A 24356-nucleotide genomic window follows, 5' to 3' on the forward strand; every position below is an offset into this window, starting at 1 on the left:
CTGACGGGGACGACCGAGGAGACCTCATGAGTGGAGAAGGACGGCCGGGGGCCGCGGCGCCGGACGCCGCGGGGCTGACGGTGGGGGTGGTCGCGGCCAGCTGGCACGCCAAGATCACCGACCAGCTCGTGGCGCGGGCCCTGGCGGCCTGCGACGACAGCGGCGCCACGGCGACGGTGGTCCGCGTGCCCGGCTCGCTGGAGATCCCGGTGATCGCCCAGGCGCTGGCCCGCCGCTGTGACGCGGTGGTGGCCCTGGGCGCGGTGATCAAGGGGGAGACCGCCCATTTCGAGTACGTCTGCGACTCGGTGACCGCGGGCCTGACCCGGATCGCGCTCGACGAGGGGACGCCGGTCGGCAACGGCCTGCTCACGTGCGAGACCATGGACCAGGCGCTCGACCGCTCGGGGCTGCCGGGAAGCAAGGAGGACAAGGGCTACGAGTCGGCCGTTGCCGCGCTCGAGACCGCCCTCCTGCTGCGGGACCTCCGCTGACCTGCGGTAGGTTTCCTTCGTGTCAGAGCCCGTGTCCCCTCCGCCCCTGCCCGTGACCTGGCGTCCCCGCCGGGGACGGATCGTCCCGTACGGCTGCGCCGTGCTGATCGTCGCCGGGTCGGTGATCATGGCCGCCCTCATCGCGGAGCCGTTCAAGCTGCCCGATCGGGTGGCGATCGTGTTGTTCGCGTGCGCGGTGGCGTTCGTGCTGCATCTGCTGGGGCGGGTGCGGGTGGAGGCCGACGAGGAGGGCGTCACGATCGTCAACGCCATCCGCACCCACCGCTACACCTGGCCGGAGGTCCTGGACGTCACGCTCCTGGTGGGCGACCCGTGGCCGAAGATCGACTTCTCCGACGGGCGGACGATCGGCGCGATGGGCATCCAGGGCTCGGAGAAGCCCCGCGCCCGCCGGGCCACGGCCGAGCTGGCGGCCCTGATCAGGGAGCGCGGTGAGGCCAGGAACGGGCAGCCCAAGGGCGGCGAACCCAAGGACTGAGCCTGCCGCCCCCGCCCGCCCGTGCCGCGCCCGCCCCTACCGGGCGGGGGCGGCACGGGCGCTCAGGCCTCGCCGAAGATCTGGGCCACCGTCTCAGCCGTGACGGCGTGGGCGATCCAGGTGAGAAGCAGGTCCCTGTCCTCGCATGCCTCGATGGCGGCGCGGCGTTCGTCCGTGATCGTCAGCCTGCGGGCCTCCAGCACCGTGAACAGCGACCGGATCTCGGCGCGCACCTCGCCTCGCGCTTCTCCACGGGCCTCTCCACGGGCCTCGCCTCGCGCTTCCGCCGCGTCTTCGATGGGCTGGGTGAAGCGGTCGGGAAGGCGGTTACGGACATGTTCGCGGATGTCGATCATGTCTTCCTCCAGTTGGGTGCGGATCTTCTCGGTGAGCTGCAGACGCAGGAAGTCGTAGTAGAGGAGGCTGTAGTCGTCATCGAGACTGGTCAGGGTCTGCGCGAACGCTTGCACTGTCTCGAGTGATCGGCACTTTACTGTGAGCGATGGTTGGGGCGGCCGATATCGCGGAGCCGGGTGTCGACGTAGCCTGAAGGCGTGCTGCGGCGGACAATCAAGGCAATGGACATCGAGTCGCCGGAGAAGCTCATCGAGCTTCTCGACCGGCACACGTACCTGGCCGACGAAGGACTGGCGACGGCTGCCTTCCTGGCGCTGCGGATGGGCCGGCCGCTGTTCCTCGAGGGGGAGGCGGGGGTCGGGAAGACCGAGCTGGCCAAGACCCTTGCGAGCCTGCTCAAGGCTCCGCTCATCAGGCTGCAGTGCTACGAGGGGCTGGACGCGGCCCAGGCCCTGTACGACTGGGACTTCGCCCGCCAGCTCCTCCACCTCAAAGCCGCCGAGGCCGCCGGCATCACCGACGTGAGCAGGCTCGAAGGGGAGATCTACGACCGGCGGTTCCTGATCGCCCGGCCGCTGCTGAGGGCCGTCGAGACGCAGCCCAGCGTGCTGCTCGTGGACGAGATCGACCGGGCCGACGACGAGTTCGAGGCGTTCCTGCTCGAAGTGCTCTCCGATTTCACGATCTCCATCCCCGAGCTGGGCACGATCAAGGCCAGGACGCCGCCCGTGGTCGTGGTGACCTCCAACCGGACGCGTGAGGTGCACGACGCGCTCAAGCGGCGCTGCCTCTACCACTGGCTGGAGCACCCGAGCTTCGACCGCGAGGTCGCCATCCTGCTGCGGCGGCTGCCCGAGTGCACCGAGACGCTGGCCTTTCAGGTGGCGCGGGCGGCCGAGCGGCTGCGGCAGGCCGACCTGGTCAAGCCGCCCGGCGTCGCGGAGACGCTCGACTGGACGGAGGCGCTGCTGACGCTGGGCGCGAAGGAGCTCGACCCGGGCCGGGCCGCCGCCACGCTGGGCGCGGCGCTGAAATACCGCGAGGACATCGCGAAGGTGCTCGGCAACGGGCTGCTCGGCCATGAATGACACCCCCATCAATGGCACAGCCGACGCCGTGGGCGACGTCGCCGCCACCATGACCGGGTTCGCCAGGACGTTGCGCGCGGCCGGGGTCGCGGCCGACCACGAGCGGACGCGGAACCTCATGCAGGCACTCGACCACCTCGACGTGACCGACTCGGGCGAGGTCTACTGGGCCGGCCGGTTCACGTTGTGCGCCACGCCCGACGACCTGCCCAGGTACGACCGGTGCTTCGCCGCCTACTTCGGCGGCCAGAAGGCGGCGGTGGCCCGTACGAGCACGACCAGCGTCACCCGGCACCTGGCCGCGCAGGGCGACGGCGCGGACGGCGACGACGGGTCGGCGGCGCCCGCGACGGCGAGCCGGACCGAGGTGCTGCGGCACCGGGACGTGGCCAGGCTGACCGACGCGGAGCGGGCCGAGGTGCACAGGATGCTGGCCATGCTGAAGAGCGGCCGGGCGCGGCGGCGCTCGCGGCGGTTCGAGAGCGCGCACAGGGGCGCGCTCGACCAGCGCCGCACCATCCGCGACGCGCTCAGGAAGGGCGAGGTCGCCCGGCTCCGGCACCGCAGGCACACCACCAGGCCGCGGATGGTCGTCCTGTTCGTGGACGTGAGCGGATCGATGGCCCCCTACGCCGAGACCCTGCTGCGGTTCGCCCATGCCCTGGTGCGCAGCGAGCCGCGGGCCACCAGGGTCTACTCGGTCGGCACCAGGCTCACCTCGATCACGGCCGAGCTGCGCCACCGCGACCCGGGCACCGCGCTGAACGAGGTGTCCAGGGCCGTCCCCGACTGGAGCGGCGGAACCCGGCTGGGCGAGGAACTCAGGGAATATCTCGCCCGTTACAGCGCGCGGGGCGCGATGGCGGTGATCGCCTCGGACGGGTGGGAGCGTGGCGACCCGGAGCTGCTGGGCACCCAGATGGCCCGGCTCTCCAGGCAGGCGCACCGCGTGATCTGGGTCAACCCGCACAAGGGGTACGAGGACTATCAGCCGCTCACCGGGGGCATGCGGGCCGCCCTGCCGTACCTCGACGAACTGGTGGCCGGGCACAGCCTGGCCGCCTATGAACAACTCAGTGAAAGGCTCGCCCATGCGTGACGTGCTGCCGGAGATCATGCGGTGGTGGAGGTCGGGGCTCAGGTTCGGGCTGGCGACGGTGGTGGGCACGTGGAGCAGCGCGCCGCGGCCGCCGGGCGCGGCGATGGCGGTGCGCGGCGACGAGGTCGTCGGCAGCGTGTCGGGCGGCTGCGTCGAAGGCGCGGTGTTCGAGCTGGCCGCCGACATCGACGCGCCCGTCCTGCAGCGGTACGGCGTCACCGACGACGACGCGTTCGCCGTCGGGCTCACCTGCGGCGGCATCATCGACATCCTCGTCGAGCCCATCTCGATCGAGACGTTCCCCGAGCTGGGGGAGATCGCGGCGTCCGTGGAGGCGCACGTGCCGGTCGCCGTGGCCACCATCATCTCCGGCCCTGGGGCCATCGGCGCCCGCCGGATCATCTGGCCGGACCGCTCGTCGGGCACCCTGGGCCTCGGACGCCTCGACGAGGCCGTGGACGACGACGCCCGCGGCATGCTGGCCCAGGGGCTGACCGGCATCAGGCACTACGGCGGGCAGGGGGAGCGGCGGCTGGACGACCTGTCGGTGTTCGTCCAGTCGTTCGCGCCGCCGCCGCGCATGCTCGTGTTCGGGGCGATCGACTTCGCCGCGGCGGTGGCCAGGGTCGGCAAGTTCCTGGGCTACCACGTGACGGTCTGCGACGCCCGCCCGGTCTTCGCCACCGCCAAGCGCTTCCCCGACGCCGACGAGGTGGTGGTCAAGTGGCCCCACGACTACCTGGCCTCGGTGCAGGTGGACGAGCGTACGGTGATCTGCGTGCTCACCCACGACCCGAAGTTCGACGTGCCGCTCCTGGAGGTGGCGCTGCGCACCGAGGCGGGCTACGTGGGCGCCATGGGCTCGCGCCGCACCCACGAGGACCGGCTCGTACGGCTGCGCGAGTCCGGCATCACCGACGCCGAGCTGGCCAGGCTGCGCTCGCCCATCGGCCTCGACCTCGGCGCGCGCACCCCCGAGGAGACGGCCGTGTCGATCGCCGCCGAGCTGATCCAGCTGCGCTGGGGCGGCTCCGGCCGGGCGCTGTCCGACACGGAGGGCCGCATCCACCACGAGGCGTCGTGAAGACCTCCAGGGTCGCCGGAATCCTCCTGGCCGCGGGCGAGGGCAGCCGGCTGGGGACGCCCAAGGCGCTGCTCGAGTTCGAGGGCGAGCGGCTGGTCGATCGCGGCGTGCGGCTGCTGGAGGAGGGCGGCTGCCATCCGGTCGTGGTCGTGCTGGGCGCGGCGACCGTACAGGTGCGGGGCGCGATCACGGTGCGCAACCCCGGCTGGGCGACCGGCATGGGCTCGTCCCTGCGGGTCGGGCTCGGCGCGCTGCCGGACGAGGCGGAGTTCGTCGTGGTCGCGCTGGCCGACCAGCCGCTCATCCGGCCCGGCGCGGTGCGCGCGCTGATCGGCGCGGGCGCCGGGCTGGCCGTCGCCACCTACGGGGGACGGCGCAGGAACCCCGTGCTGATCGCCCGCGGGCACTTCGCCGAGGTGGCCGGGCTGGCCGTGGGCGACGCGGGGGCCAGGCCGTTCATGAAGGCGCACCCCGAGCTGGTCACCGAGGTGCCGTGCGACGAGCACGGCGACCCCGCCGACATCGACACCCCCGAGGACCTGCGCCGCCTAGAAGCGCAGTGAGGCCACGGCCGCCCGGTGGTCGCTGCCGGTCGCGGGCGCCACGCCCGCCTTCGTGGCCGTCATCCCCTTGTACAGGATGTGGTCCGGCCGGGTGACCGGGAACTCCGACGGCCAGGTGAACCCGAACCCGTCGCCCGCCGCGCCCTGGGCGTCGGTCAGCGGCGGGGTCAGCCCGCGCATGCCGCGGTCGGTGGTGGCGGTGTTGAGGTCGCCGAGCAGCAGGATGCGCTTGCTGGGGTCGGCGTCGATGAGCTTGCGCGCGGCCGCGAGCGAGGCGTCGCGCGAGGTGGTGGCCCCAGGACGGGCGGAGGCCAGGTGCATGACGTAGACGGTCACCTTGCCCTTGGGGGTGGTGACCACCGCGCGCAGCGCCCGCGGCCAGCCCAGGCCGACGTCGAGCGGCTTGGTCTCGCTGATCGGGTAGCGGCTCCACAGGCCGACGGTGCTGACCGGATAGTGGTATTTGAACATCTTGTTGAGCTGCTTGGCCGCGGGCCCGCCGCCGGTGAGCTCCTGGGCGGCGAGCAGGTCGAGGTCCTCGGCGATCGTGCGGACGGCCTCGCCCGAGGCGCTGTTGCGCACGCCCACGTTGACGGTGCCGACGGCCAGGTCGCTGGGCCCGCCGGGCGGCGTGCGGAACAGCGTCGAGCCGAACATCACCGCCCACACCACCCCCGGCACCAGCGCCGCCGCGGAGGCGACCCGGGAACGTGCCAGGACGCCGGCGACGAGCAGCACCGGGACGCTCACGCCCAGCCAGGGCAGCAGGCTCTCCATCACCGGCGTGAATCCGCCGAGCGCCGGGATCAGCTGATGCCCCGCCAGGGCGATGGCCACCACGGCGGAAACGACGACGACTACCCGGCTCAGCACTCGAACCAGGCTAGCCGCTCCACCCCGGGACGCCGGCGCGATAACCTGTTCCGGTCTAAACGGAATATCATTCGGTTCACGGGAGCCCGGCATGCGGATCGGTATGGCACTCAACTACTCGGGCGATTTCAAGGCGTCGGTGGCCGAGCTGGCCGACTACGAGAGGGCCGGGCTCGACATCGTCTTCGTGGCCGAGGCCTACACGTTCGACGCCGTCAGCCAGCTCGGCTACATCGCGGCCAAGACCGAGCGGCTGGAGATCGCCTCCGGCATCCTGCCCATCTACTCGCGTACGCCGACGCTGATGGCCATGACGGCCGCGGGCCTCGACTACGTCTCCGACGGGCGCTTCACGCTCGGGATCGGCGCCTCGGGGCCGCAGGTGATCGAGGGGTTCCACGGGGTCCCGTACACCGCGCCGCTCGGGCGTACCAGGGAGGTCATCGAGATCTGCCGCCAGGTGTGGCGGCGCGAGCGCCTGCAGCACGACGGCCGGCACTACACGGTGCCGCTCCCGCCGGACCAGGGCACCGGCCTGGGCAAGGCCCTGAAGATCATCAACCATCCCGTACGGTCCCGCATCCCGGTCGTCGTCGCCGCGATCGGCCCCAAGAACGTCGAGCTGACCGCCGAGCTGGCCGAGGGCTGGGAGCCGATCTTCTACGTGCCGGAGAAGGCCGCCGACGTCTGGGGCCCCTCGCTGGCCGCGGGCCAGGCCAAGCGCGACCCCGAGCTGGGCGCGCTCGACGTGATCGCCCAGGCGTCGCTGGCGATCGGCGACGACGTGGCGGGGCTGCTGGAGTTCGGCCGGCCGATGGCGGCCCTCTACATCGGCGGCATGGGCGCCAAGGGCAAGAACTTCTACAACGACCTGGCCAGGCGCTACGGCTACGAGAAGGAGGCCGAGCTGATCCAGGACCTCTACCTGGAGGGCAAGAAGGACGCGGCGGCCGCGGCCGTGCCCCGGGAGCTGCTGGAGAAGATGTCGCTGATCGGCAGCGAGGGCTTCGTCCGTGACCGCGTGCAGGCGATGAAGGAGTCGGGGGTGACCACGCTCAACGTGGCGCCGTTCGGGAAGACGCACGAGGACCGGGTGCGGCTGATCGAGCGGATCAAGGAGATCGCCGCCTAGTGAGCTGAATCACACCCTTTGGGGGAATTGACCCCGTTTCACGGGTGTTGAAGCGCCTCGTGAGGTTCTCGCTGGTGTTCGTGTGGCTCGTCGAGCGGCTGCACATCGACCTGTGCCGGTGGCACGGGTCGATCTGTCGCTGACCGCAGCCCGCGATCGTCCATCCCTCACCTCGCGTGCCTTCGGCATGCCGTTCTCCGGAGTGTCCTCTCCCGTGAAGAGATTCTCTTTCTCCCTGCAGCTGCTGCTCGGCCTCGCGGCCGGCGTCGCGCTGGGGTTCACCGCCAAGATCTGGGACGTGGCCTGGCTGGCCGAGACCCTGACCAAGGTCGGCCAGATCTTCGTCCAGCTGCTCAAGCTGGCCGTGCCGCCGCTGGTCTTCACCGCCGTGCTGGTCAGCGTGGCCAACCTGCGCAACGTCAACGGGGCCGCCAGGCTCGCGTCCAAGACGCTGCTGTGGTTCTTCGTCACCGCGTTCGTCTCGGTGGCCTTCGCCATCGGGCTCGGCCTGATCGTCAACCCCGGCCAGGGCGTCAGCCTCGACACCGGCGCCGCCAAGGCCCCCGAGAACGCCGGCACCTGGCTCGACTTCGTCACCGGCATCCTCCCGACGAACGTCGTCACCGCCTTCACCGAGGTGAACGTCCTCCAGATCGTCTTCCTGGGGATCGTGCTCGGTGCGGCGGCGCTGGCGATCGGCGACAAGGCGGAGCCGTTCCTGAGCCTCAGCCGTTCCGTGCTCGAACTGGTCCAGAAGGCCCTGTGGTGGGTCATCAGGCTGGCGCCCATCGGCACGGCGGGACTGATCGGCAAGGCCGTGTCCACCTACGGCTGGGACCTGCTGGCGCCGCTGGCCAAGTTCAGCGCCGCCGTCTACATCGGCTGCTTCATCGTGCTGCTCGCCGTCTACCCGACGCTGCTGGCGGTGTGGGGCAAGGTCAGCCCGGTACGGTTCTTCCGCAACGCCTGGCCGGCGATCGAGCTGGCCTTCGTCTCGCGGTCCTCGGTCGGCACGCTGCCGCTGACGCAGCGGGTCACGATCGAGCGCAACGGCGTGGACCGCGACTACGCGGCGTTCGCCGTCCCGTTCGGCGCGACCACCAAGATGGACGGCTGCGCCTCGGTCTACCCGGCGCTGGCCGCGATCTTCGTGGCCCAGGTGTTCGGCGTGCAGCTCGGGGTGGGCGACTACCTGCTGATCGCGTTCGTCTCGGTGGTCGGCTCGGCCGCCACGGCGGGCCTGACCGGCGCGATCGTCATGCTGACGCTCACGCTCAGCACGCTGGGGCTGCCGCTTGAGGGCGTCGGCCTGCTGCTGGCCATCGACCCGATCCTGGACATGATCCGCACGGCCACCAACGTCGCCGGGCAGCTCGTCGTCCCCGTTCTGGTCGCCCGTTCCGAGGGCCGCCTGGACGAGAGCGTCTTCAACGCGCCGCCGCAGCCGCTCGACGACGCCCCGGGGCCGCACGCGCCGCGCGCGCCGCGGGTGCCCGAGCCGGCGACCGCCTGACCGCGAGCCGGACGAAAAGGGGCGGGCCTCCCGCCCCTTTTCCTATTCATGCGTTTCGTACGTCAGCAGATCGCCGGGCCGGCATCCGAGCGCCTCGCACAGCCGGGTCAGCGTGGAGAACCGCAGATGGCCCGCCGTGGCCACGGAGAACAGCGCCCTGTCGCCCGACCGCGCCCTGCCCAGCGCCCGGGTGACCGTGAACAGCGCGAACAGTCCCGTCGCCGTTCCCGGCGCCCAGAGCAGTAAGTAGAGCAGGCCCGCGACCGGCACGTCGAAGACGCGCAGGGGATGCCGAGGCCGTTCGGCGCGTCGAAGAGTGCGATGGCGAGCCGGGATGCCCTCGCCGTGCGCGGGCGATGGTGGGGCGGGAGTGGCGGCGGGGCCCTATGGTTGGTCGGAATCCTGATGTTCGAGTAATTGGCGGGGATATGTCCGACGCGACGGAGCGTGCCTTGGTCGCTGACCGGTACCGGCTCGACGAGCTCATCGGTCACGGGCCGATGGGCGAGGTGTGGCGGGGGTACGACACGCGGGCCGACTGGGTCGTGGCCGTCAAGGTGCTCGGCGCCAAGGCGGCGGGGGCCGCCACCCGGGAGGTGCTCAGGCAGCACGCCCAGGCCGTGGCCAGGGTCATCCACCCGAACGTGGCCATGGTGCTGGACGTCGGCGACCGCGACGGGGCCCCGTTCCTGGTGATGGAGTATCTCACCGGGCTCAGCCTCGGCGAGGAGCTGGCCGCGCAGGGCGGGCCGCTGCGGATCGTCGACGTGTGCGACCTGGTCGGGCAGGCGGCGGCGGGCCTCGACGCCGCGCACCGGGCCGGGGTCGTGCACGGGCAGGTCGGTCCCGACAGCTTCCGCCGGGCCGGGAGCGGGGTGCTCAAGGTCGTCGGGTTCGGGATGGACGATCGCGAGGCCCCGGCCCGGGACGCCCGGTACGTGGCGCCGGAGCGGACCGCGGGGCAGGAGGCGCAGGCGCCGGGCGATCTGTACGGGCTCGGGTGCGTCTGCTACGAGCTGCTGTGCGGCCGCCCGCCCTTCGACGCCGACGCGCCCGGCACCGGTACGGACGCCTCCGGTGGGGGTGCGCCCGTACCGCCCGGCACTGGGGCGGACGCTTCCGGTGGCGGCGGGGGTGGGCCCGTTCCGCCCGGCACTGGGGCGGACGCCTCGGGAGGCGGCAGGGGTGCGCCCGTTCCGCCCAGCACGTACAGGAGTGAGGTGTCCGCCGAGCTGGATCGGCTGGTCCTGGCCATGATCGCGGAGGACCCGGCGCGGCGGCCCGCCAGCGGTGAGACGATCAGGCGGGCGCTGGCGGCCATCGCCAGGCCGCGCTCGAACCCGGCCGCCCAGCCGCCCGTCACCGGGGCCTCGCTCCGCGACCCCGGCCTCGTGGCGGGCGCCGCGCAGGCCGGTGCCGGGCAGAGCGCCGGCGGACCCGGTGGCCCTGGCGGACCGGGCGGACCCGGTGGATCCCGTGGGCCAGGCGGACCCGCTGGGGCAGGCGCGGGCGCGGGTGCGGGTGCCACCGAGGTCTACGAGTTCGGAGGTCCCGGAGGACCGGGCGGGCCCAGGACGCAGCCGGGCCCGACGCCCCGCGCCGGTGACACCGCGATCTTCGAGGCGGGCGAGCTGGACCCCCCGCCCTCGTCGAACCGCAAGCTGTTCGTGCAGCTCGGCGCGGCCGTGGCGGTCATCATGGCCGTGACCGTGGGCATGGTGCTGTGGGCCGGCTCAGGCGAGAAGCCGGTCGTCACTCCCACTGCCGCACCCACCACCGCTCCGCTACCGACCGAGCCGCCCCCCACCCTGTCGCCCTCCAGCGAGCCCTCCCAGGACCTCGTGACCACCATCGGGCCAGAAACGCCCGACTCCCTGCGCGAGACGGCGGCGCCCAAGGCGACCCTGGGCTCCGAGGTCCCGCGCGGCGGGTGGAGCAGGTGGCTGGAGGCGTTCGACGATGCGCTGACGTCGCAGGAGGCCCTGGGCGGGATCAACCCGGCCGTCGCCGCCAAGGCCCACGAGAAGATCAGGAAGGCGGGCCGGAAATTTCAGGACAAGCACGCCGACCCCGGCCTGAGCCAGATCGCGGGCATCTACGACGACTTGCGGCGGGCACAGGAGAAGGGCGACATGAGCACGACCGGGCCGCTGGCGGATTTCGTGCGCGATTGGCGGCTCCCGAACGACTAGGAGGCGCCGGAACGTACATTGGCGCAATGACCTTCGACTACCCGGCGCGCCGGGCGCGGCTGGCCGAGCTGCTGCCCGCCCGCGAGGTCCCCGCCCTGCTCGTCACGTCCCCCGTCAACGTCCGCTACCTCACCGGCCTGTCCAGCTCGAACGCGGCCGTCCTGGTCGGAGCCGACGGGTCGGCGCTGCTGGCCACCGACAACCGCTACATCGAGCAGGCGCGCACGCTGGACGTTCACTCCGTCGAGGCCCCGGACGTGGTGGGCAGGCTGATGACGCCGGGCGCCGGCATCGAGGCGGAGAGCATGAGCGTGGCGACGTACCGCCGGCTGTGCGAGGGGCAGGACGCGGGGCCGGTGCCGCTGGGGCCGGTCGTCGAGCTGCTGCGCGCGGTCAAGGACGAGGATGAGCTGGCGCTCCTGCGTACCGCCTGCGAGCTCACCGACCAGGCGTTCGCCGACGTCGTGACGCGGATCGCGCCCGGGATGACCGAGCGCGACCTGGCCCGCCTCATCGAGAACCGCATGACCGAGCTGGGCGCCGACCAGCCGGCGTTCGACACGATCGTGGCCGCGGGCGAGAACGGCGCCATCCCGCACCACGCCCCCACGGGCCGGGAGCTGCGCGCCGGCGACCTGGTCACCATGGACTTCGGCGCCCGTTACCAGGGCTACCACGCCGACATGACCAGGACGGTGTGCCTCGGCCCGCCCGCCGCCTGGCAGCGCGAGGTCTACGACCTGGTCGCGGCGGCGCAGCGGGCCGGCCGGCACGCGCTCGCCCCCGGCGCGGGGGCCAAGGAGGTGGACGCGGCGGCCCGCTCGGTGATCGAGCACGCGGGCCACGGCGGTCACTTCCGTCATGGGCTGGGGCACGGAGTCGGCCTGGAGATCCACGAGGAGCCGTTCCTGGGCCCCTCGCGTACCGGTAGACTAGAGGATCGAGTTCCGATCACCGTCGAGCCTGGGGTCTACCTCCCGGGCCGGGGAGGGGTTCGCATCGAGGACACCCTCGTGACACGTGAGGGCGGGCCGGAACTCTTCACCAAGACCACCAAGGAGCTGCTCGTCCTTTAGAGCGGCCGCACGCGGGAGAAGAACGAGTGGCGACGACCAACGACCTCAAGAACGGCATGGTGCTGAAGCTCGACGGCGGTGACCTGTGGGCCGTTGTGGAGTTCCAGCATGTCAAGCCGGGCAAGGGCGGCGCGTTCGTGCGCACCAAGCTCAAGAACGTGCTCTCCGGAAAGGTCGTGGACAAGACCTTCAACGCCGGGGTCAAGGTCGAGGTGGCCAACGTCGACAAGCGCGAGATGCAGTACTCGTACAAGGACGGCGACGACTTCGTCTTCATGGACACCGAGACCTACGACATGGTCAACGTGCCCGGCGTCACCGTCGGCACCGCCGCCAACTACATGCTGGAGAACACCCTGGCGACGATCGCCTTCAACGAGGGCGCCGCGCTCTACGTCGACCTGCCCGCCGCCGCCGAGCTGACCATCGCCAGCACCGAGCCCGGCCTGCAGGGCGACCGCTCCACCGGCGGCACCAAGCCCGCCACGCTGGAGACCGGCGCCGAGATCAAGGTGCCGCTGTTCATCACCACCGGCGAAAAGGTCAAGGTCGACACCCGTAGCGGCGAATACCTCGGCCGGGCCTGAGGTGTCGGCACGCGGCAAGGCACGCAGACGGGCCCTCGACATCCTGTTCGAGGCCGAGCTGCGCAGCGAGGATCCGCTGAAGGTCCTCGCTGAGCGCGTGGAGCGGCAGGAGCCGCCGGTCAACGAATACACCTCGGCCCTCGTCGAGGGCGTCGCCAGGCACCACGAGCGCATCGACGAGCTGATCACCACGTATGCCGAGGGCTGGACCCTCGACCGCATGCCGGCCGTTGACCGAAACCTGCTGCGCGGCGGCACGTACGAGCTGCTGTGGGTGCCGGACGTGCCCGAGGGTGTGGTCATCAGCGAGTGGGTGCACCTGGCAGGGGAGCTCTCCACCGACGAGTCCCCCCAGTTCATCAACGGTCTGCTGGCCCGCTTCAAGCAGCTCAAGCCAAGCCTCACCCTTTAGACACCCTGTTTGGGTGGGTTTAGGCGGGGCAGGGTCGCGCGTTCGGGGTACGTTCCAACCACGCCAGCCTGCACGGCTCGCGAAGGCGAGGGACGTGTGCAGCCGCGCGGTCAGGCACAGCGCCCGTCTTCGGGAAGCGGAGCCTGACCGTGTGGCCGGAGCGTCTCCGGCCTCCGGAGAAGTGGCGCGTCACCAGCCGCGACGCGCCCTTCTCCGACGCACTCCCCTGCAAGGGTCGCCGCGTCATGGTGATCGAGGACGACGTCCGCAGGATCGCGCCGGCGCTGCCGGAGACCCCAGAGAAGACCAGGTACGGCACTCCCGCCTTCTCCGTGCGCGGCAAGTGGTTCGCCCGGATCAAGGAGGAGGGCGACCCGCTGGGCGCGGAGGAGGAGAAGGCCGCGCCCGGTCGGGAGCGGGCGATCCCGCATACGGCGTAGGCTGGGCCCGTCCGCGAAGAAGCAGTTCGCGAGGGAGAAGGAGCCGACGTTGCGTGCTGAAGGCGTCACGAGGACCCCGGCGGTGCGGACCGCCGTCGTCTGGGACGCGTTGCGGTCCGTCCTGGCCGAGCGCACGGCGGCCACGGGCCGCGAGGGCCTCGACATCGTGGACGCCGGAGGTGGCACCGGCGGGTTCGCCGTGCCGCTGGCCGTGCTCGGCCACACCGTCACCGTCGTCGACCCGAGCCCCGACTCGCTGGCCGCGCTGGAGCGCCGGGCCAAGGAGAAGGGCGTGCGCGTGCGCGGCCTGCAGGGCGACGCCGCCGACCTGGGCGAGCTGCTCAGCCGCGACAGCGCCGATCTGGTGCTGTGCCACAGCGTGCTGGAATACGTCGAAGACCCGATCAGCGCGTTGACCGCCGTCGCGGGCGTGCTGCGCAGGGGCGGCGCGGTGAGCGTGCTGGCCGCCAACCCCGTGGCCAGCGCCATCCACCGGGCGCTGGCCGGCCAGTTCGACGAGGCCAGGGCCGTGCTCGACGACCCCAGCGGCACCTGGGGCGACCGCGACCCCACGCCGCGCCGCTTCGCCGCCGACACACTGGTCGAGCTGCTGGGCGCGACCGGGTTCGCGATCGGCGCTGTGCACGGCGTGCGGGTCTTCGCCGACCTGGTGCCGAGCAGGCTCGTGGACGGGGAGCCCGGCGCCGCCGAGAGCCTGGTGGCGCTGGAGCAGGCCGCCGCGACGCATCCCGTGCTGAGAGACATCGCCACGCAGCTCCACGTCCTCGGCCACCGGAGCTGAGGCGGCAGGAAGGGAAAGATTCGATGTCCGCTCCCCTCGGTATAGAACGCCTGTTCGGATAGAATCGGCAGCGTGTCTCGTAAGCAGATCACCGGGATCGGCCCCGCACCGCGTACCGGGGCCGATGACAGCGGCTGCCCGATCCTGCATGTCGACATGGACGCCTTCTACGCCAGCGTCGAGCTCCTCGACCGGCCCGAGCTGCGCGGCAAGCCCGTGATCGTGGGCTCGCCCGCCGGGCGCGGCGTCGTGCTCAGCGCCACCTACGAGGCCAGGTCCCAGGGCGTGCACTCGGCGATGCCGATGAGCCGGGCGCGCAGGCTGTGCCCGCGCGCCACGATCATCCCGCCCAGCCACGGCAAATACTCCGAGGTCTCCAAGGGCGTCATGGAGATCTTCCACACGATCACCCCCATGGTCGAGCCCATCGCGTCCGACGAGGCGTTCCTGGACGTCGGCGGGGCCAGGCGCAGGCTCGGCACGCCCGCCGCGATCGCCGCCATGATCAGGGAGCAGGTTCTCGACCGGTTCGGCATCACGTGCTCCGTCGGCGTGGCGAGCAGCAAATTCGTGGCAAAGCTCGCGTCCAAGCAGTGCAAGCCCGACGGGTTGCTGGTGGTGCCCGCCGACCAGGTCGTGGACTTCCTCCACCCGCTGCCCGTATCCGCCCTGTGGGGGGTCGGGGAGCGCACCGAGCAGGCCCTCGTACGCCTCGGCATCCGCACGGTCGGAGACTTGGCCAGAGTGCCCCACAACACCCTTCAGCGCGAGCTCGGGCAGGCCGTCGGCGGCCACCTGGCGGCGCTGGCCTGGGGACGCGACGAACGCGCGGTGACCGCGCACGTCCCCGACAAGAGCATCGGCAACGAGGAGACGTTCGCGGTGGACGTGGACGACCCCGAGATGATCAAGCGCGAGCTCCTGCGGCTGTCCGAGCGGGTCGCCGCCAGGATGCGTAAGGGCGGACACGTGGGAAGAACTGTAAGTGTGAAGCTACGCCGAGCAGATTTCACCACGATCAACCGCTCGCGCACGTTGCGCGAGCCGACCGACGTCGCCCACGTGATTTACGCCACAGCCTGCGAGCTGTTCCAGGCGGCCGGGCTCGACCGGGTGAGGTTGCGCCTGGTCGGGGTCCGGATGGAAAATCTCCGGCCGGCCGAGGAGGCCACCCGTCAGCTCAGCCTGGGCGAGCGGGAGACCGGCTGGCGCGAGGCCGAGCAGGCCATGGACAAGGCGATCCGGAGATTCGGTCCCGATGCGGTGCTCCCAGCGTCGCTTGTACGTGGCAAGCTTGATGAAATAGAGACATGACGTCGATGTCCGGATTTTGTGGTGCGTGGGTGTCGCGATTTTGGGGGAAGGGGGGCGAGATGGGCCACAATGGAGCCATGACGTCACCTCCGGTTTGGTCTGCGTTGGACGTTTGCTTTCGCCTACGTCTACAGCCTCGTATTCTGGGGATAACCGACCGCGAGGTTCGGACACCCCGTGTCGTCCGTTGCCGTCTTCCCCGTCCTGGGGCCGTCCTTGGGAGGCGCCGTGCCGCTCTCTGAGCACGAGCAGCGCTTGCTCGACCAGATCGAGCAGGCCCTCTACGCCGAGGACCCGAAGTGGGCCAACACCGTAAGGATCAGTGACCCGCGCAGCCATTACAAGCGTCGCCTGGTCAAAGCCTCCATCGGCTTTGCCCTCGGTGTCGTCATCATGATGGTCGGCGTGGTCATGAGTCTGATCTGGCTCGGCGTCGGCGGTTTCGTGGTCATGCTCGCCGCGTGTCTGTGGGGCTTGTCCAGTTGGAAACGTATGAATGGGTTCGGAGACGCGGCTCCCGCCTCCGGCACGGCCGTTCCTCCGGGCAAGCCTGCCCGCCGGGGCAACCGTGGCACCTTCATGGAGCGCATGGAAGAGCGCTGGCGCCGTCGTCACGACGAGCGCTGAGCGTAGAAGACCGCCAGGGCTGACGGCACAGGACGGCATTCGTGCCGATCCGGTGGAGACAGCGAAGCGTGCGGCCGTTCCCCGCGAGGGGGACGGCCGCACGCTCGGTCGGTCGTCAGGAGTTCTTCTGTGCTGCCGTCCGTCGCAACCTGATGTTCTCCAGCAGGTCGAACCCGTCGAGCAGCCGCTCGCCCAGGCTCCGCAGCCGCCGCAGGGTCGAGGGCGGCAGCAGCACCGCACGCACCCGCTTCCCCCGTGACACGGTGGCCGCCAGCGCCTGCCGCACCGTGCGCAGCTCCGTCTTCATCGGACCGATCTGCCCGGGATCCCGGGCGAACAGCACCCGCTCGACCGCCGAGGCGATGGCCGTGACGGCCGCCGCCGGCTCCGCCCCGAACTCGTGCTGCTGGATCAGCCGCCGCGCCAGGGCCCGCGGGGTCTCGCTGGTCTGGCGGGGCGTGCCGTAGTCGTACAGCACGTCGTCCAGCTCGGCCCACGCCGCGGCGACCGACTGGTGACGGCTCCTCGCCTCCTTGCCCGAGACCATCCTGGCCGTCAGGTCGTCGGAGGGCCCCGACACCTTCCAGCCCAGGTTCCGTACGCGCCGGTTCCTGGTGACCAGCCGCACGCCGGCGGGGATCAGCAGCAGGAGCAGCAGCGCGCCCGCGCCGATGCCGATCTTGCCGATCAGCGGCATCGAGTCGTCCGGGGGCAGCCCGCCGGTGGCGATCAGGCCCTCACGGTCCGCCTGGCGGGGGTTGAGCTGGTTCGACGGGTCGACGGGCTCGTCGGCGGAGGAGCTGGTCGCGCCCGGCGTCGGCGTCACGGCCTCGCCCGTGGTCTCCGGCCTCGGCTGCGTGTACGCGGGCACGCGCGCGCTGCCCTGCCCCAGCGACCCCGCGGGAGTGGGCTCGAACGGCAGCCAGCCCACGCCCTCGAAATACAGCTCGGGCCAGGAGTGGGAGTCGTTCGTGCCGACCGTCCAGCGGTCGCCGATCTTCGTGCCGCCCGTGTAGCCGATCGCCACCCTGGACGGGATGCCGATCAGCCTGGCCAGCACCGCCATCGACGCGGCGAACTGCTCGCAGTAGCCCACCCGGTCACGCAGCAGGAAGTCCCGCAGGGCGGAGTTGCTGTGCCCCTGGGTGCGCACGTTGTAGGTGAAGCCGCCGTCCTTGGTGAAGAACTGCTGCAGCTTGACGGCGGCCTCGTAACTCGTCGAGGCGTTCGCGGTCAGGCGGGAGGCCAGGTCGCCGATCTCGGGAGGCAGGTTGTCCGGCAGCTTCAGATAGCGCGAATCCGCCCGCGGCTGGGTCCCGTCGAGGGAGTCCAGCAGGTCCGCGGTCGGCTCCGGCTCGCTGGTGCCCACCTGATACTCGATGCCGGCGGCCTCGTCGAGGGTGGAGAAGACCATCAGCGTGTCGACGTCCGCGCGCCAGTCGCCCTCCACCCGGATCTCCCTGGCCGGGTACGGCAGCGGCAGGAAGGACAGCCGCGCGATCTCATCGCTGATCTGGACGTTGGTGATCACGCTGGTGATCTTGGGCTCCGGGCCCAGCCCGGGCGGGTCGGGGAGCGGGCCGTTGTCCGTCCTGTTGTCCGGCGCCCCCTTCGGCTCGGTCATGCCGAACTGCTGGCCGTCGAACGTGTCGAGCGCGTAGATCCGCAGATAGCGGGGTTTGTCGTCGTTGTTGGTGTAGGTGAGGACCACCCGGCGCTCGGGCAGCTCCAGTTGCCCGCGCAGGTTCGCGATGGGGTTCGGGATGCTGATCGAGTTCCCCTTGCCGATCCCCCGGCCGCCCACGCCGAACGTGAAGAACGACACCGGCTCCATCGCCGGCAGCAGCGCGGGCAGCAGCACGGCCAGCGCGATCGCGGCGAACCCGATGCGCTTGCCCGACAGCCGCAGGCCACTCGTGTCGGCGGCGGTGCGCGGGCCGCTGGAGGAGCTGCCCGAGGAGGCGGCGCGGGTGGTCCTGCGGACCAGCACCGCCCTGCCCCAGTGGCCCACCCGCTCGCGCCCGTCGGCGATCAGCAGGCTGACGAACCCGAGCGCCGCGATGATGAACGCCGGCCAGCTGATCGGGTCGGGCAGGATCGTGGCCGGCACGGTGGCCAGCGCCAGCAGCGGCAGCCCGGCCAGCGCCGCCCGCCGCACCCGCGCGGCGAGCAGGTCCACGCAGATCGCGATGAGCGCGACGCCGCCCGCGGTCAGCAGCGTGATGCCCTCCGTCGGCGGCACGGGGGCGGCGAAGCGCTGGATGTCGGTCCAGCCGACGCCCAGCAGCCTGCCGAGCTCCACCACCGACTCCTTCGTCGGCACCAGCCACGCCCACGCCTCGCTCGCGGCGAAGGACGCGGTCAGGTAGATCCAGGTCGCGGCCACCCCGAGCAGCGGCGCGGCCCAGGCGGGCAGCGACAGGCGGCTGCTGAGCAGGCCCGCGGCGACCACGGCGAGCACGGCGCCGAGCGAGGTCCAGAACCAGGCGCCGCCCTGGAAGAGCGGATAGAGCAGCATCGACGCGGCGAACGTGGCCACTCCTGACGCGGCGGTCAGCCTCATGCCGCACCTCCGGCCGGGTTGACCGCGTACCTGCCGCGGCTGGCGGCGTTCTGCCAGACGGAGGCGATCGAGGTGCCGGCGGGCAGGCGGACGATGCGCCAGCCGTACCCGGCCAGCACGGCCTGCACGGCCTGGTGGCTCTCGGCCGCCGCGCTGTCGCCGCCCTCCCACGTGCTCACGTCGAGCAGCACCGCGACCGCGGTGATCCCGCTGTGCCTGAGCCTGGCCAGTTCTCTCGCCTCCTCCGGGTCGAGCGAGCCGAGCACGGCCACGATCAGCCCGTCGCCGCCGCCCTGGCGCAGGGCCGAGACGCCCATCTCCAGCGAGCGGGCGGGGCTGTGCCGTACCACGGCGAGGGTGTCGAGCAACGAGTAGCTCAGGCCGGTGTCGGTCAGGTGCTCCGCGCCCAGGTCGGTCACCAGCCGCAGGCCCAGGCCCTCATGGGCGAGGTGCACGCCGATCGAGGCCGCGGCGGAGACCGCCACCTCGAAGGACGAGCGCGGACCCTCACCGCGATGCGCGTACCTGCGGGTGTCCAGCAGGAGCGCGCCGCGGCTCTGCCACTGCTGCTCCTCGCGGCGCACCATCAGCTCGCCGTGGCGGGCCGTCGAGCGCCAGTGCACCCGCCGCAGGTCGTCGCCCTGCCGGTATTCGCGCGGGGCGACGTCGTCGTCGCCCGCCGCGGCCACACTCCTGGTACGGCTGTCGCCGCCGCCCGTCCACTCACCCGACAGCCGTACGTGGGGCAGCGCCGCCACCTGCGGCGTCACCACGAGCGTGTCGCTGATCGTGAACGAGCGGGTGAGCTCGACCAGCCCGAACGGGTCCGCGATGCGGATGGACAGCGGGCCGATCGTGTAGCGGCCACGCAGATCCGAGCGCACCCGGTAGTCGATCTCCCGCACGCCCCGCGACTCGACCCGGTCCAGCACGAACCTGGGCCGCACGCCCAGCGCGTAAGGAACGGTGTCCTCGATGAGCAGCAGGCCGGTCGGCAGCCGGGTGACGTTCTCCAGCCGCAGGGTCACGGTGGCCTCGCCGCCCACCTCGGCCCTGGGCGGGTCGAGGCGCCTGGCGCAGCTCAGCCGGTAGCGCGTGCGCGCCACGACCATCGCCGCCAGCAGCGGCAGCGCCGTCACCAGCACCCCGATCCTGAACAGGTCGTTCTCGCCCAGGATGACGGCCATCAGCAGCGCCGCGATCCCGGAGGCGAGGAACGACCTGCCCCTGGAGGTCAGCGCCTGCAGTCCGGCTCTCACGACGCTCGCGTCTCCGGCACCGGCACGCGTCTCACCAGATCGGTCACCACCTGCTCCGGCAGCCGGCGCTGTCCCTGGGCCTCGACGCTGGGCAGCAGCCGGTGCGCGAGCACCGGGATGGCCAGGTCCTGCAGGTCGTCGGGGATGACGTAGTCGCGACCGGCCAGCGCGGCGTGCGCCCTGGCGGCCCGTACGAGCTGCAGCGTGGACCGGGGTGAGCCGCCCAGCCGCAGGTCGGGGGAGTGGCGGGTGGCCACGACCAGGTCGATGGCGTACTTCTTGACCGCCTGTGAGACGTAGACGCCGCGTACGGCCTCGATGAGCGCGCGCACCTCGGCCGTCGTCGCGACCGGCGCCAGCTTGTCGAGCGGGGAGGTGCCGCCGTGCACGTCGAGCATCTCCAGCTCGGCGGTCGGCTCCGGGTAGCCCATCGCGACCCGCGCGGTGAAGCGGTCGCGCTGCGCCTCGGGAAGGGGATAGGTGCCCTCCATCTCGATGGGGTTCTGGGTCGCGATCACCATGAACGGCGCGTCCAGCCGGTAGGTCTCCCCGTCCACCGTCACCTGGTGCTCCTCCATGCACTCCAGCAACGCGGACTGCGTCTTGGGGGAGGCCCGGTTGATCTCGTCGCCGACCACGATGTTCGCGAACACCGGACCGGGCTTGAACTCGAACTCTCTGGTCTGCTGGTTGTACGCGCTCACTCCGGTGATGTCGCTGGGCAACAGGTCGGGGGTGAACTGGACCCGGCGCACGGGGCAGTCGATGGACCGGGCGAGTGCCTTGGCCAGCATGGTCTTTCCGACGCCGGGAACGTCCTCGATCAAGAGGTGCCCCTCGGCGAGCAAGACGGTCAGCGTGAGACGGACGGCGTCGCTCTTTCCCTCGATCACCGATTCGATGGCCTGCCGAATCCGGTGTGCTGTGGAGACCAGCTCGTCGAGCTGGGGAGGGACGTCATGGGTTACTGCCACCAGGCCTCCATGAGAAGTGCGACGGCTGTCCCGTTGGTGCCATTGCGGGAGCCATGCCATTCCTTTTCCATTGTGTGTACGACCCTACGACGCTGTGGGTTCTCGAGCGACATTTGTGGATATTCAGGGAACCCCGTGGATGTTCCGGTTCTTGTGGCATAGCAGTGCGAATCCTGTGACACGTCGCCCCGCCCGCTGCTCCACTTTCCACCACGGAGGTCTTCCCGAAGCGCCCGATCCCCTATTTCCACGGTCTTCCGAACCCTCGACACGCCCATGAGGGTTGACCGCCCGGTCACCCCGCTCCACTCCGCCCCATCGCTCTGACCTGCGGTAACGCAACGGAAACTGATGATGAAGACGGTTCGAATCAGTTGACGGTGGGGAGAAGTGGAGTATGGTGGTGCGCAGTGGAGAGCCCGGTGCACCAGCGCTGAGCGCTTCACGAGGCACGGGAGGTGGGGCCGATGTTCCTCGGCACCCATCAACCGCGTCTGGACGACAAGGGACGGCTGTTCCTGCCGGCTAAGTACCGTGAGGAGCTGGCGGAGGGTCTTGTGATCACCAAAGGCCAGGAGCGATGCCTCTACGTGTTTCCCGTGGAGGAGTTCCAGCGCATTACCGAGGCTCTCAGCACCGCCCCGGTCACCGCCAAGGCGGTGCGTGACTACAGCCGCGTCTTCTTCGCCAGCGCGTCCGACGAGAAACCAGACAAGCAAGGACGCATCACGATTCCGCAGACCCTGCGCCAATACGCCGGGCTGGAGCGTGACTGCGTCGTCATCGGGGCCAACACCCGGCTGGAGATCTGGGACGCACAGGCCTGGGACACCTATCTCAGCGCGCAGGAGCAGGCGTTCGCCGATCTGTCGGAGGAGGTGCTGCCAGGGACCTTGTAGCTACCACGGTCGATCCGTCGGTGATGTCGTTCGGCGAGGTCTCCACCCGCAACCACTGCCGGCCAGCTGATGCACCTTCCCCGGTGTCAGATGGCGGGCGTCCACGAAGAGGGTGCGGATGGGGACCTGGCCGGGCGGCGCCGGGTGGGGACCCAGTAAGACCGGCGATCGGCTAGTACGCGTCATCCGCGAGCAGGACGCGAGAGGGGGGTTGGAGATGGAGGACAACGCTGGCACGAGCGGTCACGTTCCGGTGATGCTCGAGCGCGTTCTGGAGCTGCTCGGTCCCGCACTTTCCGGGCCGCGGCCCGTCGTCGTCGACGCCAACCTGGGCCTCGGCGGCCACTCGGAGGCCCTGCTCGCGTCCAATCCGGCGCTGCGGCTGATCGGGATCGACCGCGACCCGTTCGCGATCGACTTCTCGACCCGCAGGCTGAGCCCGTACGCGGACCGCATCACGCTGGTCCACGCCTCCTCCGATGACCTGGAGGAGGTGCTCGCGGAGGCGGGGCACACCACGATCGACGCGGCGCTGTTCGACCTGGGCGTCTCCTCGCCGCAGCTCGACGAGGCCGAGCGGGGTTTCGCCTATTCCTATGACGCGCCACTCGACATGCGGATGGACACGCAGCAGGAGCTGACGGCGGGGCTGGTGGTCAACACCTACTCCGCGGGAGAGCTGACCCGCATTCTGCGTGACTACGGGGAGGAACGATTCGCCCCGCGTGTCGCGGGCCTGATCATCAAAGAACGGGCTAAAGAGGCAATAACCTCGACTAAGCGGCTTGCGGACATCGTGCGCGATGCGATTCCCGCCGCGACGCGACGCACTGGGGGCAACCCCGCGAAGAGGACTTTCCAGGCGCTGCGGATCGAGGTGAACGCGGAGCTGACCGCCCTGGAGGCGGCGCTGCCCGCGGCCCTCGACGCGCTGGCGCTGGGTGGGCGAGTCGCCGTGCTCTCCTACCACTCACTTGAGGACCGGCTCACCAAGCAGGCCCTCACGGCGCGAACCAAGGACACCAGCCCCCCCGGGCTGCCCGTCCCGCTACCGGCTCACCAGCCGAGGTTCCGCCTGCTGACGAGGGGAGCGGAGCTCCCAAGCGATGAAGAGCTCGCCCGTAACCCGCGGGCGGCCTCGGCCCGGCTACGGGCGGCAGAGAGGATCCGTGTTGACTGAGCAGGAGACAGGCCGGGGTGCGCCCGTCCGCCGCGCCGTGCCCAAGCCGGGCACGCGCCGGTCCGCGGCGCCGCACCAGTCCAAGCCGCGGCCCCGTCCTGACGCACGCCCCGAGACCGGCAAGCGGTCCGCTGCGGCAGGTGAGGCATCGGCGGAGCGCTCCGCGCGGCCGTCCCGCACCGTGCCGCGGCGCCGTCCGGCGCGCCAGCGCGCGCCGTTCGTGCTGCTCGTCGTCGGGTTGATGTCCGGTGGCCTGGTGAGCCTGCTGCTGCTCAACACCATGCTCGCCCAGGACACCATCACCGACGGCAAGCTGCGCGAGGAGATCGCGGTCGCGCGCCAGGAGAACGAGAAGATCGACCAGGAATACCAGCGCAACACGCAGCCCGGCGTCATCGCCACCATGGCCGCGAACCAGGGCCAGCACACCGACTGGGACAACGTCAACAGCTACACCAGCACCAGCGACCAGACCAGCCAGGTGGACAGGGAACGGTGAGCAGCTCAGGCGGCAGGGGGCAGGGTCCCGGCCGCGGTGCCGGCGGCGCCGGCTCTCAGGGAGGGCCAGGCGCCGCCCGCCGTACGTCGTCGGGCTCGGGCGGCCCGGGACGGGCAGGACGCCAAGGAGGCTCCTCCCGTTCCGATGGGGCGGGCCGCCCTCCGTCGCAGCCACCGTCGCAGGACCCGTCGCAGGACAACCCGCCGGACCAGCCCGACAAGCGGCCCGATCCCTTCGACCTGCCGTTCGGGCGCGACGACGCCGCCCGGGGTCGTCCGCCGCAGGACCCGGAGGACCAGCCGCGCGGCCGGTCCCGCCCGGGTGAGGGCACCGGGCGCAGGCGTCCGCGCGACGACAGTGACCGTTCCAGGGGCCGTGACGAGGACGGTCGTTCCAGGGGCCGTGACGAGGGCGGACGCTCCCGTGGCAGGACCGGCCAGGGGCGGGACGACTCGGATCGTTCCAAAGGACGCTCCGCGCAGGGGCGGGGTGAGGGCGAGCGTCCGGAGCGTTCCGGAGGCCGTGCCCCCCAGGAGCGCGACGACCGGGCGCGGGGCGCCCGGCAGCCACGCGAGCCACGCCGCGACGCGGGTTCAAATCGTGAGCCCAGTCGTGAGCCCAGTCGTGAGCAGGGCCGTGATGGCGCGCGGCCGGACGCCGGTGACGCGCGGCGCAGGGGCGGCCAGTCCGACGGGCCGTTGCGCCGTACCCAGGCTGGGCCGTCCAGGCCGCCGGTCGCCGGATCCAGGCAGGCGCCGCGCGGCCGCGAGGGAGTGGCGCCGCGACCGCACGCCGACCGCGGCGCGGACGTGCCGCCGCCCAGGGGCCCG

General features: G+C 71.4%; 25 protein-coding genes and 1 pseudogene. 19 read left to right on the forward strand and 7 right to left on the reverse strand.

Translation table 11 applies throughout. From position 1 onward, the window contains the following. Positions 1–26: 26 nt before the first annotated feature. Both ribH and ABEA43_RS20045 read left to right on the forward strand, forming a co-directional pair. The gene (gene ribH / locus ABEA43_RS20040; protein ID WP_345563793.1) at positions 27–494 is read left to right on the forward strand and encodes a 6,7-dimethyl-8-ribityllumazine synthase; all 468 of its coding nucleotides are present in this window, start codon (positions 27–29) and stop codon (positions 492–494) included. Between the two features lie 19 nt (positions 495–513). Beyond that, positions 514–993 carry a PH domain-containing protein gene (locus ABEA43_RS20045; RefSeq protein WP_345563795.1) on the forward strand — a complete coding sequence of 160 codons (480 nt, stop codon included), beginning with the start codon at positions 514–516 and terminating at the stop codon, positions 991–993. A 62-nt stretch (positions 994–1055) separates the two neighbouring features. Here the strand turns inward: ABEA43_RS20045 and ABEA43_RS20050 are convergent, their stop codons facing one another. After that, on the reverse strand, positions 1056–1463 hold the full coding sequence (locus tag ABEA43_RS20050) for a hypothetical protein (RefSeq protein WP_345563796.1): 408 nt from the start codon (positions 1461–1463) through the stop codon (positions 1056–1058). Between the two features lie 108 nt (positions 1464–1571). Between ABEA43_RS20050 and ABEA43_RS20055 the strand changes: the two genes are divergently transcribed. From ABEA43_RS20055 to ABEA43_RS20070, 4 genes are read left to right on the forward strand one after another with little or no spacing between them, the layout of a single operon-like run. After that, positions 1572–2438 carry an AAA family ATPase gene (locus ABEA43_RS20055; protein WP_345563798.1) on the forward strand — a complete coding sequence of 289 codons (867 nt, stop codon included), beginning with the start codon at positions 1572–1574 and terminating at the stop codon, positions 2436–2438. Next, positions 2431–3537 carry a vWA domain-containing protein gene (locus ABEA43_RS20060; protein ID WP_345563800.1) on the forward strand — a complete coding sequence of 369 codons (1107 nt, stop codon included), beginning with the start codon at positions 2431–2433 and terminating at the stop codon, positions 3535–3537. Before ABEA43_RS20055 ends, ABEA43_RS20060 begins: the two co-directional genes overlap by 8 nt. Then, complete coding sequence (locus tag ABEA43_RS20065; protein ID WP_345563839.1) at positions 3530–4621, forward strand: XdhC family protein; 1092 nt, start codon at positions 3530–3532, stop codon at positions 4619–4621. The genes ABEA43_RS20060 and ABEA43_RS20065 overlap by 8 nt, the downstream gene beginning before the upstream one ends. Continuing rightward, positions 4618–5184, forward strand: a complete 567-nt coding sequence (locus tag ABEA43_RS20070) for a nucleotidyltransferase family protein (RefSeq protein ID WP_345563802.1) — start codon at positions 4618–4620, stop codon at positions 5182–5184. Before ABEA43_RS20065 ends, ABEA43_RS20070 begins: the two co-directional genes overlap by 4 nt. On the opposite strand, the gene ABEA43_RS20075 is transcribed toward ABEA43_RS20070, so the two are convergent. Further along, a complete protein-coding gene (locus ABEA43_RS20075; RefSeq protein WP_345563804.1) occupies positions 5170–6057 on the reverse strand; it encodes an endonuclease/exonuclease/phosphatase family protein in 888 nt (295 codons plus the stop codon). The two genes, ABEA43_RS20070 and ABEA43_RS20075, sit on opposite strands and share 15 nt — an antisense overlap. Positions 6058–6148: 91 nt before the next feature. On the opposite strand from ABEA43_RS20075, the gene ABEA43_RS20080 reads away from it, so the two are divergent. Continuing rightward, complete coding sequence (locus tag ABEA43_RS20080; RefSeq protein WP_345563805.1) at positions 6149–7189, forward strand: LLM class F420-dependent oxidoreductase; 1041 nt, start codon at positions 6149–6151, stop codon at positions 7187–7189. A 214-nt stretch (positions 7190–7403) separates the two neighbouring features. Next, positions 7404–8702, forward strand: coding sequence for a dicarboxylate/amino acid:cation symporter (locus ABEA43_RS20085; RefSeq protein WP_345563806.1), 1299 nt, complete (start codon positions 7404–7406; stop codon positions 8700–8702). 42 nt (positions 8703–8744) lie between these two features. Here the strand turns inward: ABEA43_RS20085 and ABEA43_RS20090 are convergent, their stop codons facing one another. Beyond that, positions 8745–8972 (reverse strand): helix-turn-helix domain-containing protein, encoded by a 228-nt coding sequence (locus ABEA43_RS20090; protein ID WP_345563807.1) that lies wholly within the window; start codon positions 8970–8972, stop codon positions 8745–8747. Between the two features lie 182 nt (positions 8973–9154). Here ABEA43_RS20090 and ABEA43_RS20095 point away from each other — a divergent pair, with 182 nt between their 5' ends. The 8 genes from ABEA43_RS20095 to ABEA43_RS20130 all read left to right on the forward strand — a co-directional run bounded on the left by ABEA43_RS20095 (position 9155) and on the right by ABEA43_RS20130 (position 16152). Continuing rightward, positions 9155–10894 carry a serine/threonine-protein kinase gene (locus ABEA43_RS20095; RefSeq protein WP_345563808.1) on the forward strand — a complete coding sequence of 580 codons (1740 nt, stop codon included), beginning with the start codon at positions 9155–9157 and terminating at the stop codon, positions 10892–10894. Positions 10895–10920: 26 nt separating this feature from the next. Then, positions 10921–11970 (forward strand): M24 family metallopeptidase, encoded by a 1050-nt coding sequence (locus tag ABEA43_RS20100; protein ID WP_345563809.1) that lies wholly within the window; start codon positions 10921–10923, stop codon positions 11968–11970. A gap of 26 nt (positions 11971–11996) precedes the next feature. Then, on the forward strand, positions 11997–12557 hold the full coding sequence (gene efp, locus ABEA43_RS20105; protein WP_345563810.1) for an elongation factor P: 561 nt from the start codon (positions 11997–11999) through the stop codon (positions 12555–12557). Position 12558: 1 nt separating this feature from the next. Further along, positions 12559–12969, forward strand: a complete 411-nt coding sequence (gene nusB, locus ABEA43_RS20110; protein ID WP_345563812.1) for a transcription antitermination factor NusB — start codon at positions 12559–12561, stop codon at positions 12967–12969. A 149-nt stretch (positions 12970–13118) separates the two neighbouring features. Then, complete coding sequence (locus tag ABEA43_RS20115) at positions 13119–13409, forward strand: hypothetical protein (RefSeq protein ID WP_345563814.1); 291 nt, start codon at positions 13119–13121, stop codon at positions 13407–13409. A gap of 49 nt (positions 13410–13458) precedes the next feature. Beyond that, positions 13459–14211, forward strand: a complete 753-nt coding sequence (locus ABEA43_RS20120; RefSeq protein WP_345563815.1) for a methyltransferase domain-containing protein — start codon at positions 13459–13461, stop codon at positions 14209–14211. A gap of 72 nt (positions 14212–14283) precedes the next feature. Then, a complete protein-coding gene (locus tag ABEA43_RS20125; protein ID WP_345563817.1) occupies positions 14284–15525 on the forward strand; it encodes a DNA polymerase IV in 1242 nt (413 codons plus the stop codon). A 228-nt stretch (positions 15526–15753) separates the two neighbouring features. Further along, a complete protein-coding gene (locus tag ABEA43_RS20130; protein ID WP_138693901.1) occupies positions 15754–16152 on the forward strand; it encodes a DUF3040 domain-containing protein in 399 nt (132 codons plus the stop codon). Positions 16153–16267: 115 nt separating this feature from the next. Here the strand turns inward: ABEA43_RS20130 and ABEA43_RS20135 are convergent, their stop codons facing one another. Genes ABEA43_RS20135 through ABEA43_RS20145 form a run of 3 tightly spaced genes read right to left on the reverse strand, consistent with a single transcriptional unit; the run spans position 16268 to position 21008 of the window. Then, on the reverse strand, positions 16268–18715 hold the full coding sequence (locus ABEA43_RS20135) for a transglutaminase TgpA family protein (RefSeq protein ID WP_345563821.1): 2448 nt from the start codon (positions 18713–18715) through the stop codon (positions 16268–16270). Further along, positions 18712–19974, reverse strand: a complete 1263-nt coding sequence (locus tag ABEA43_RS20140; RefSeq protein WP_345563823.1) for a DUF58 domain-containing protein — start codon at positions 19972–19974, stop codon at positions 18712–18714. The genes ABEA43_RS20135 and ABEA43_RS20140 overlap by 4 nt, the downstream gene beginning before the upstream one ends. Beyond that, positions 19971–21008: an AAA family ATPase gene (locus ABEA43_RS20145; RefSeq protein WP_425570310.1), complete on the reverse strand. Its 1038-nt coding sequence runs from the start codon at positions 21006–21008 to the stop codon at positions 19971–19973. Before ABEA43_RS20145 ends, ABEA43_RS20140 begins: the two co-directional genes overlap by 4 nt. Positions 21009–21415: 407 nt before the next feature. On the opposite strand from ABEA43_RS20145, the gene mraZ reads away from it, so the two are divergent. The 3 genes from mraZ (at position 21416) to ABEA43_RS20160 (ending at position 23526) form a co-directional block, all read left to right on the forward strand. Next, a complete protein-coding gene (mraZ, locus tag ABEA43_RS20150) occupies positions 21416–21847 on the forward strand; it encodes a division/cell wall cluster transcriptional repressor MraZ (RefSeq protein WP_345563827.1) in 432 nt (143 codons plus the stop codon). A gap of 217 nt (positions 21848–22064) precedes the next feature. Further along, a complete protein-coding gene (rsmH, locus tag ABEA43_RS20155; RefSeq protein WP_345563829.1) occupies positions 22065–23027 on the forward strand; it encodes a 16S rRNA (cytosine(1402)-N(4))-methyltransferase RsmH in 963 nt (320 codons plus the stop codon). Next, positions 23020–23526: a hypothetical protein gene (locus ABEA43_RS20160; protein ID WP_345563830.1), complete on the forward strand. Its 507-nt coding sequence runs from the start codon at positions 23020–23022 to the stop codon at positions 23524–23526. Before rsmH ends, ABEA43_RS20160 begins: the two co-directional genes overlap by 8 nt. Positions 23527–24119: 593 nt before the next feature. Here the strand turns inward: ABEA43_RS20160 and ABEA43_RS20165 are convergent. Then, positions 24120–24356: pseudogene (locus tag ABEA43_RS20165) on the reverse strand (hypothetical protein); the annotation flags it as partial.

Source organism: Nonomuraea rosea (assembly GCF_039539705.1).
Classification (GTDB): Bacteria; Actinomycetota; Actinomycetes; order Streptosporangiales; family Streptosporangiaceae; genus Nonomuraea; species Nonomuraea rosea.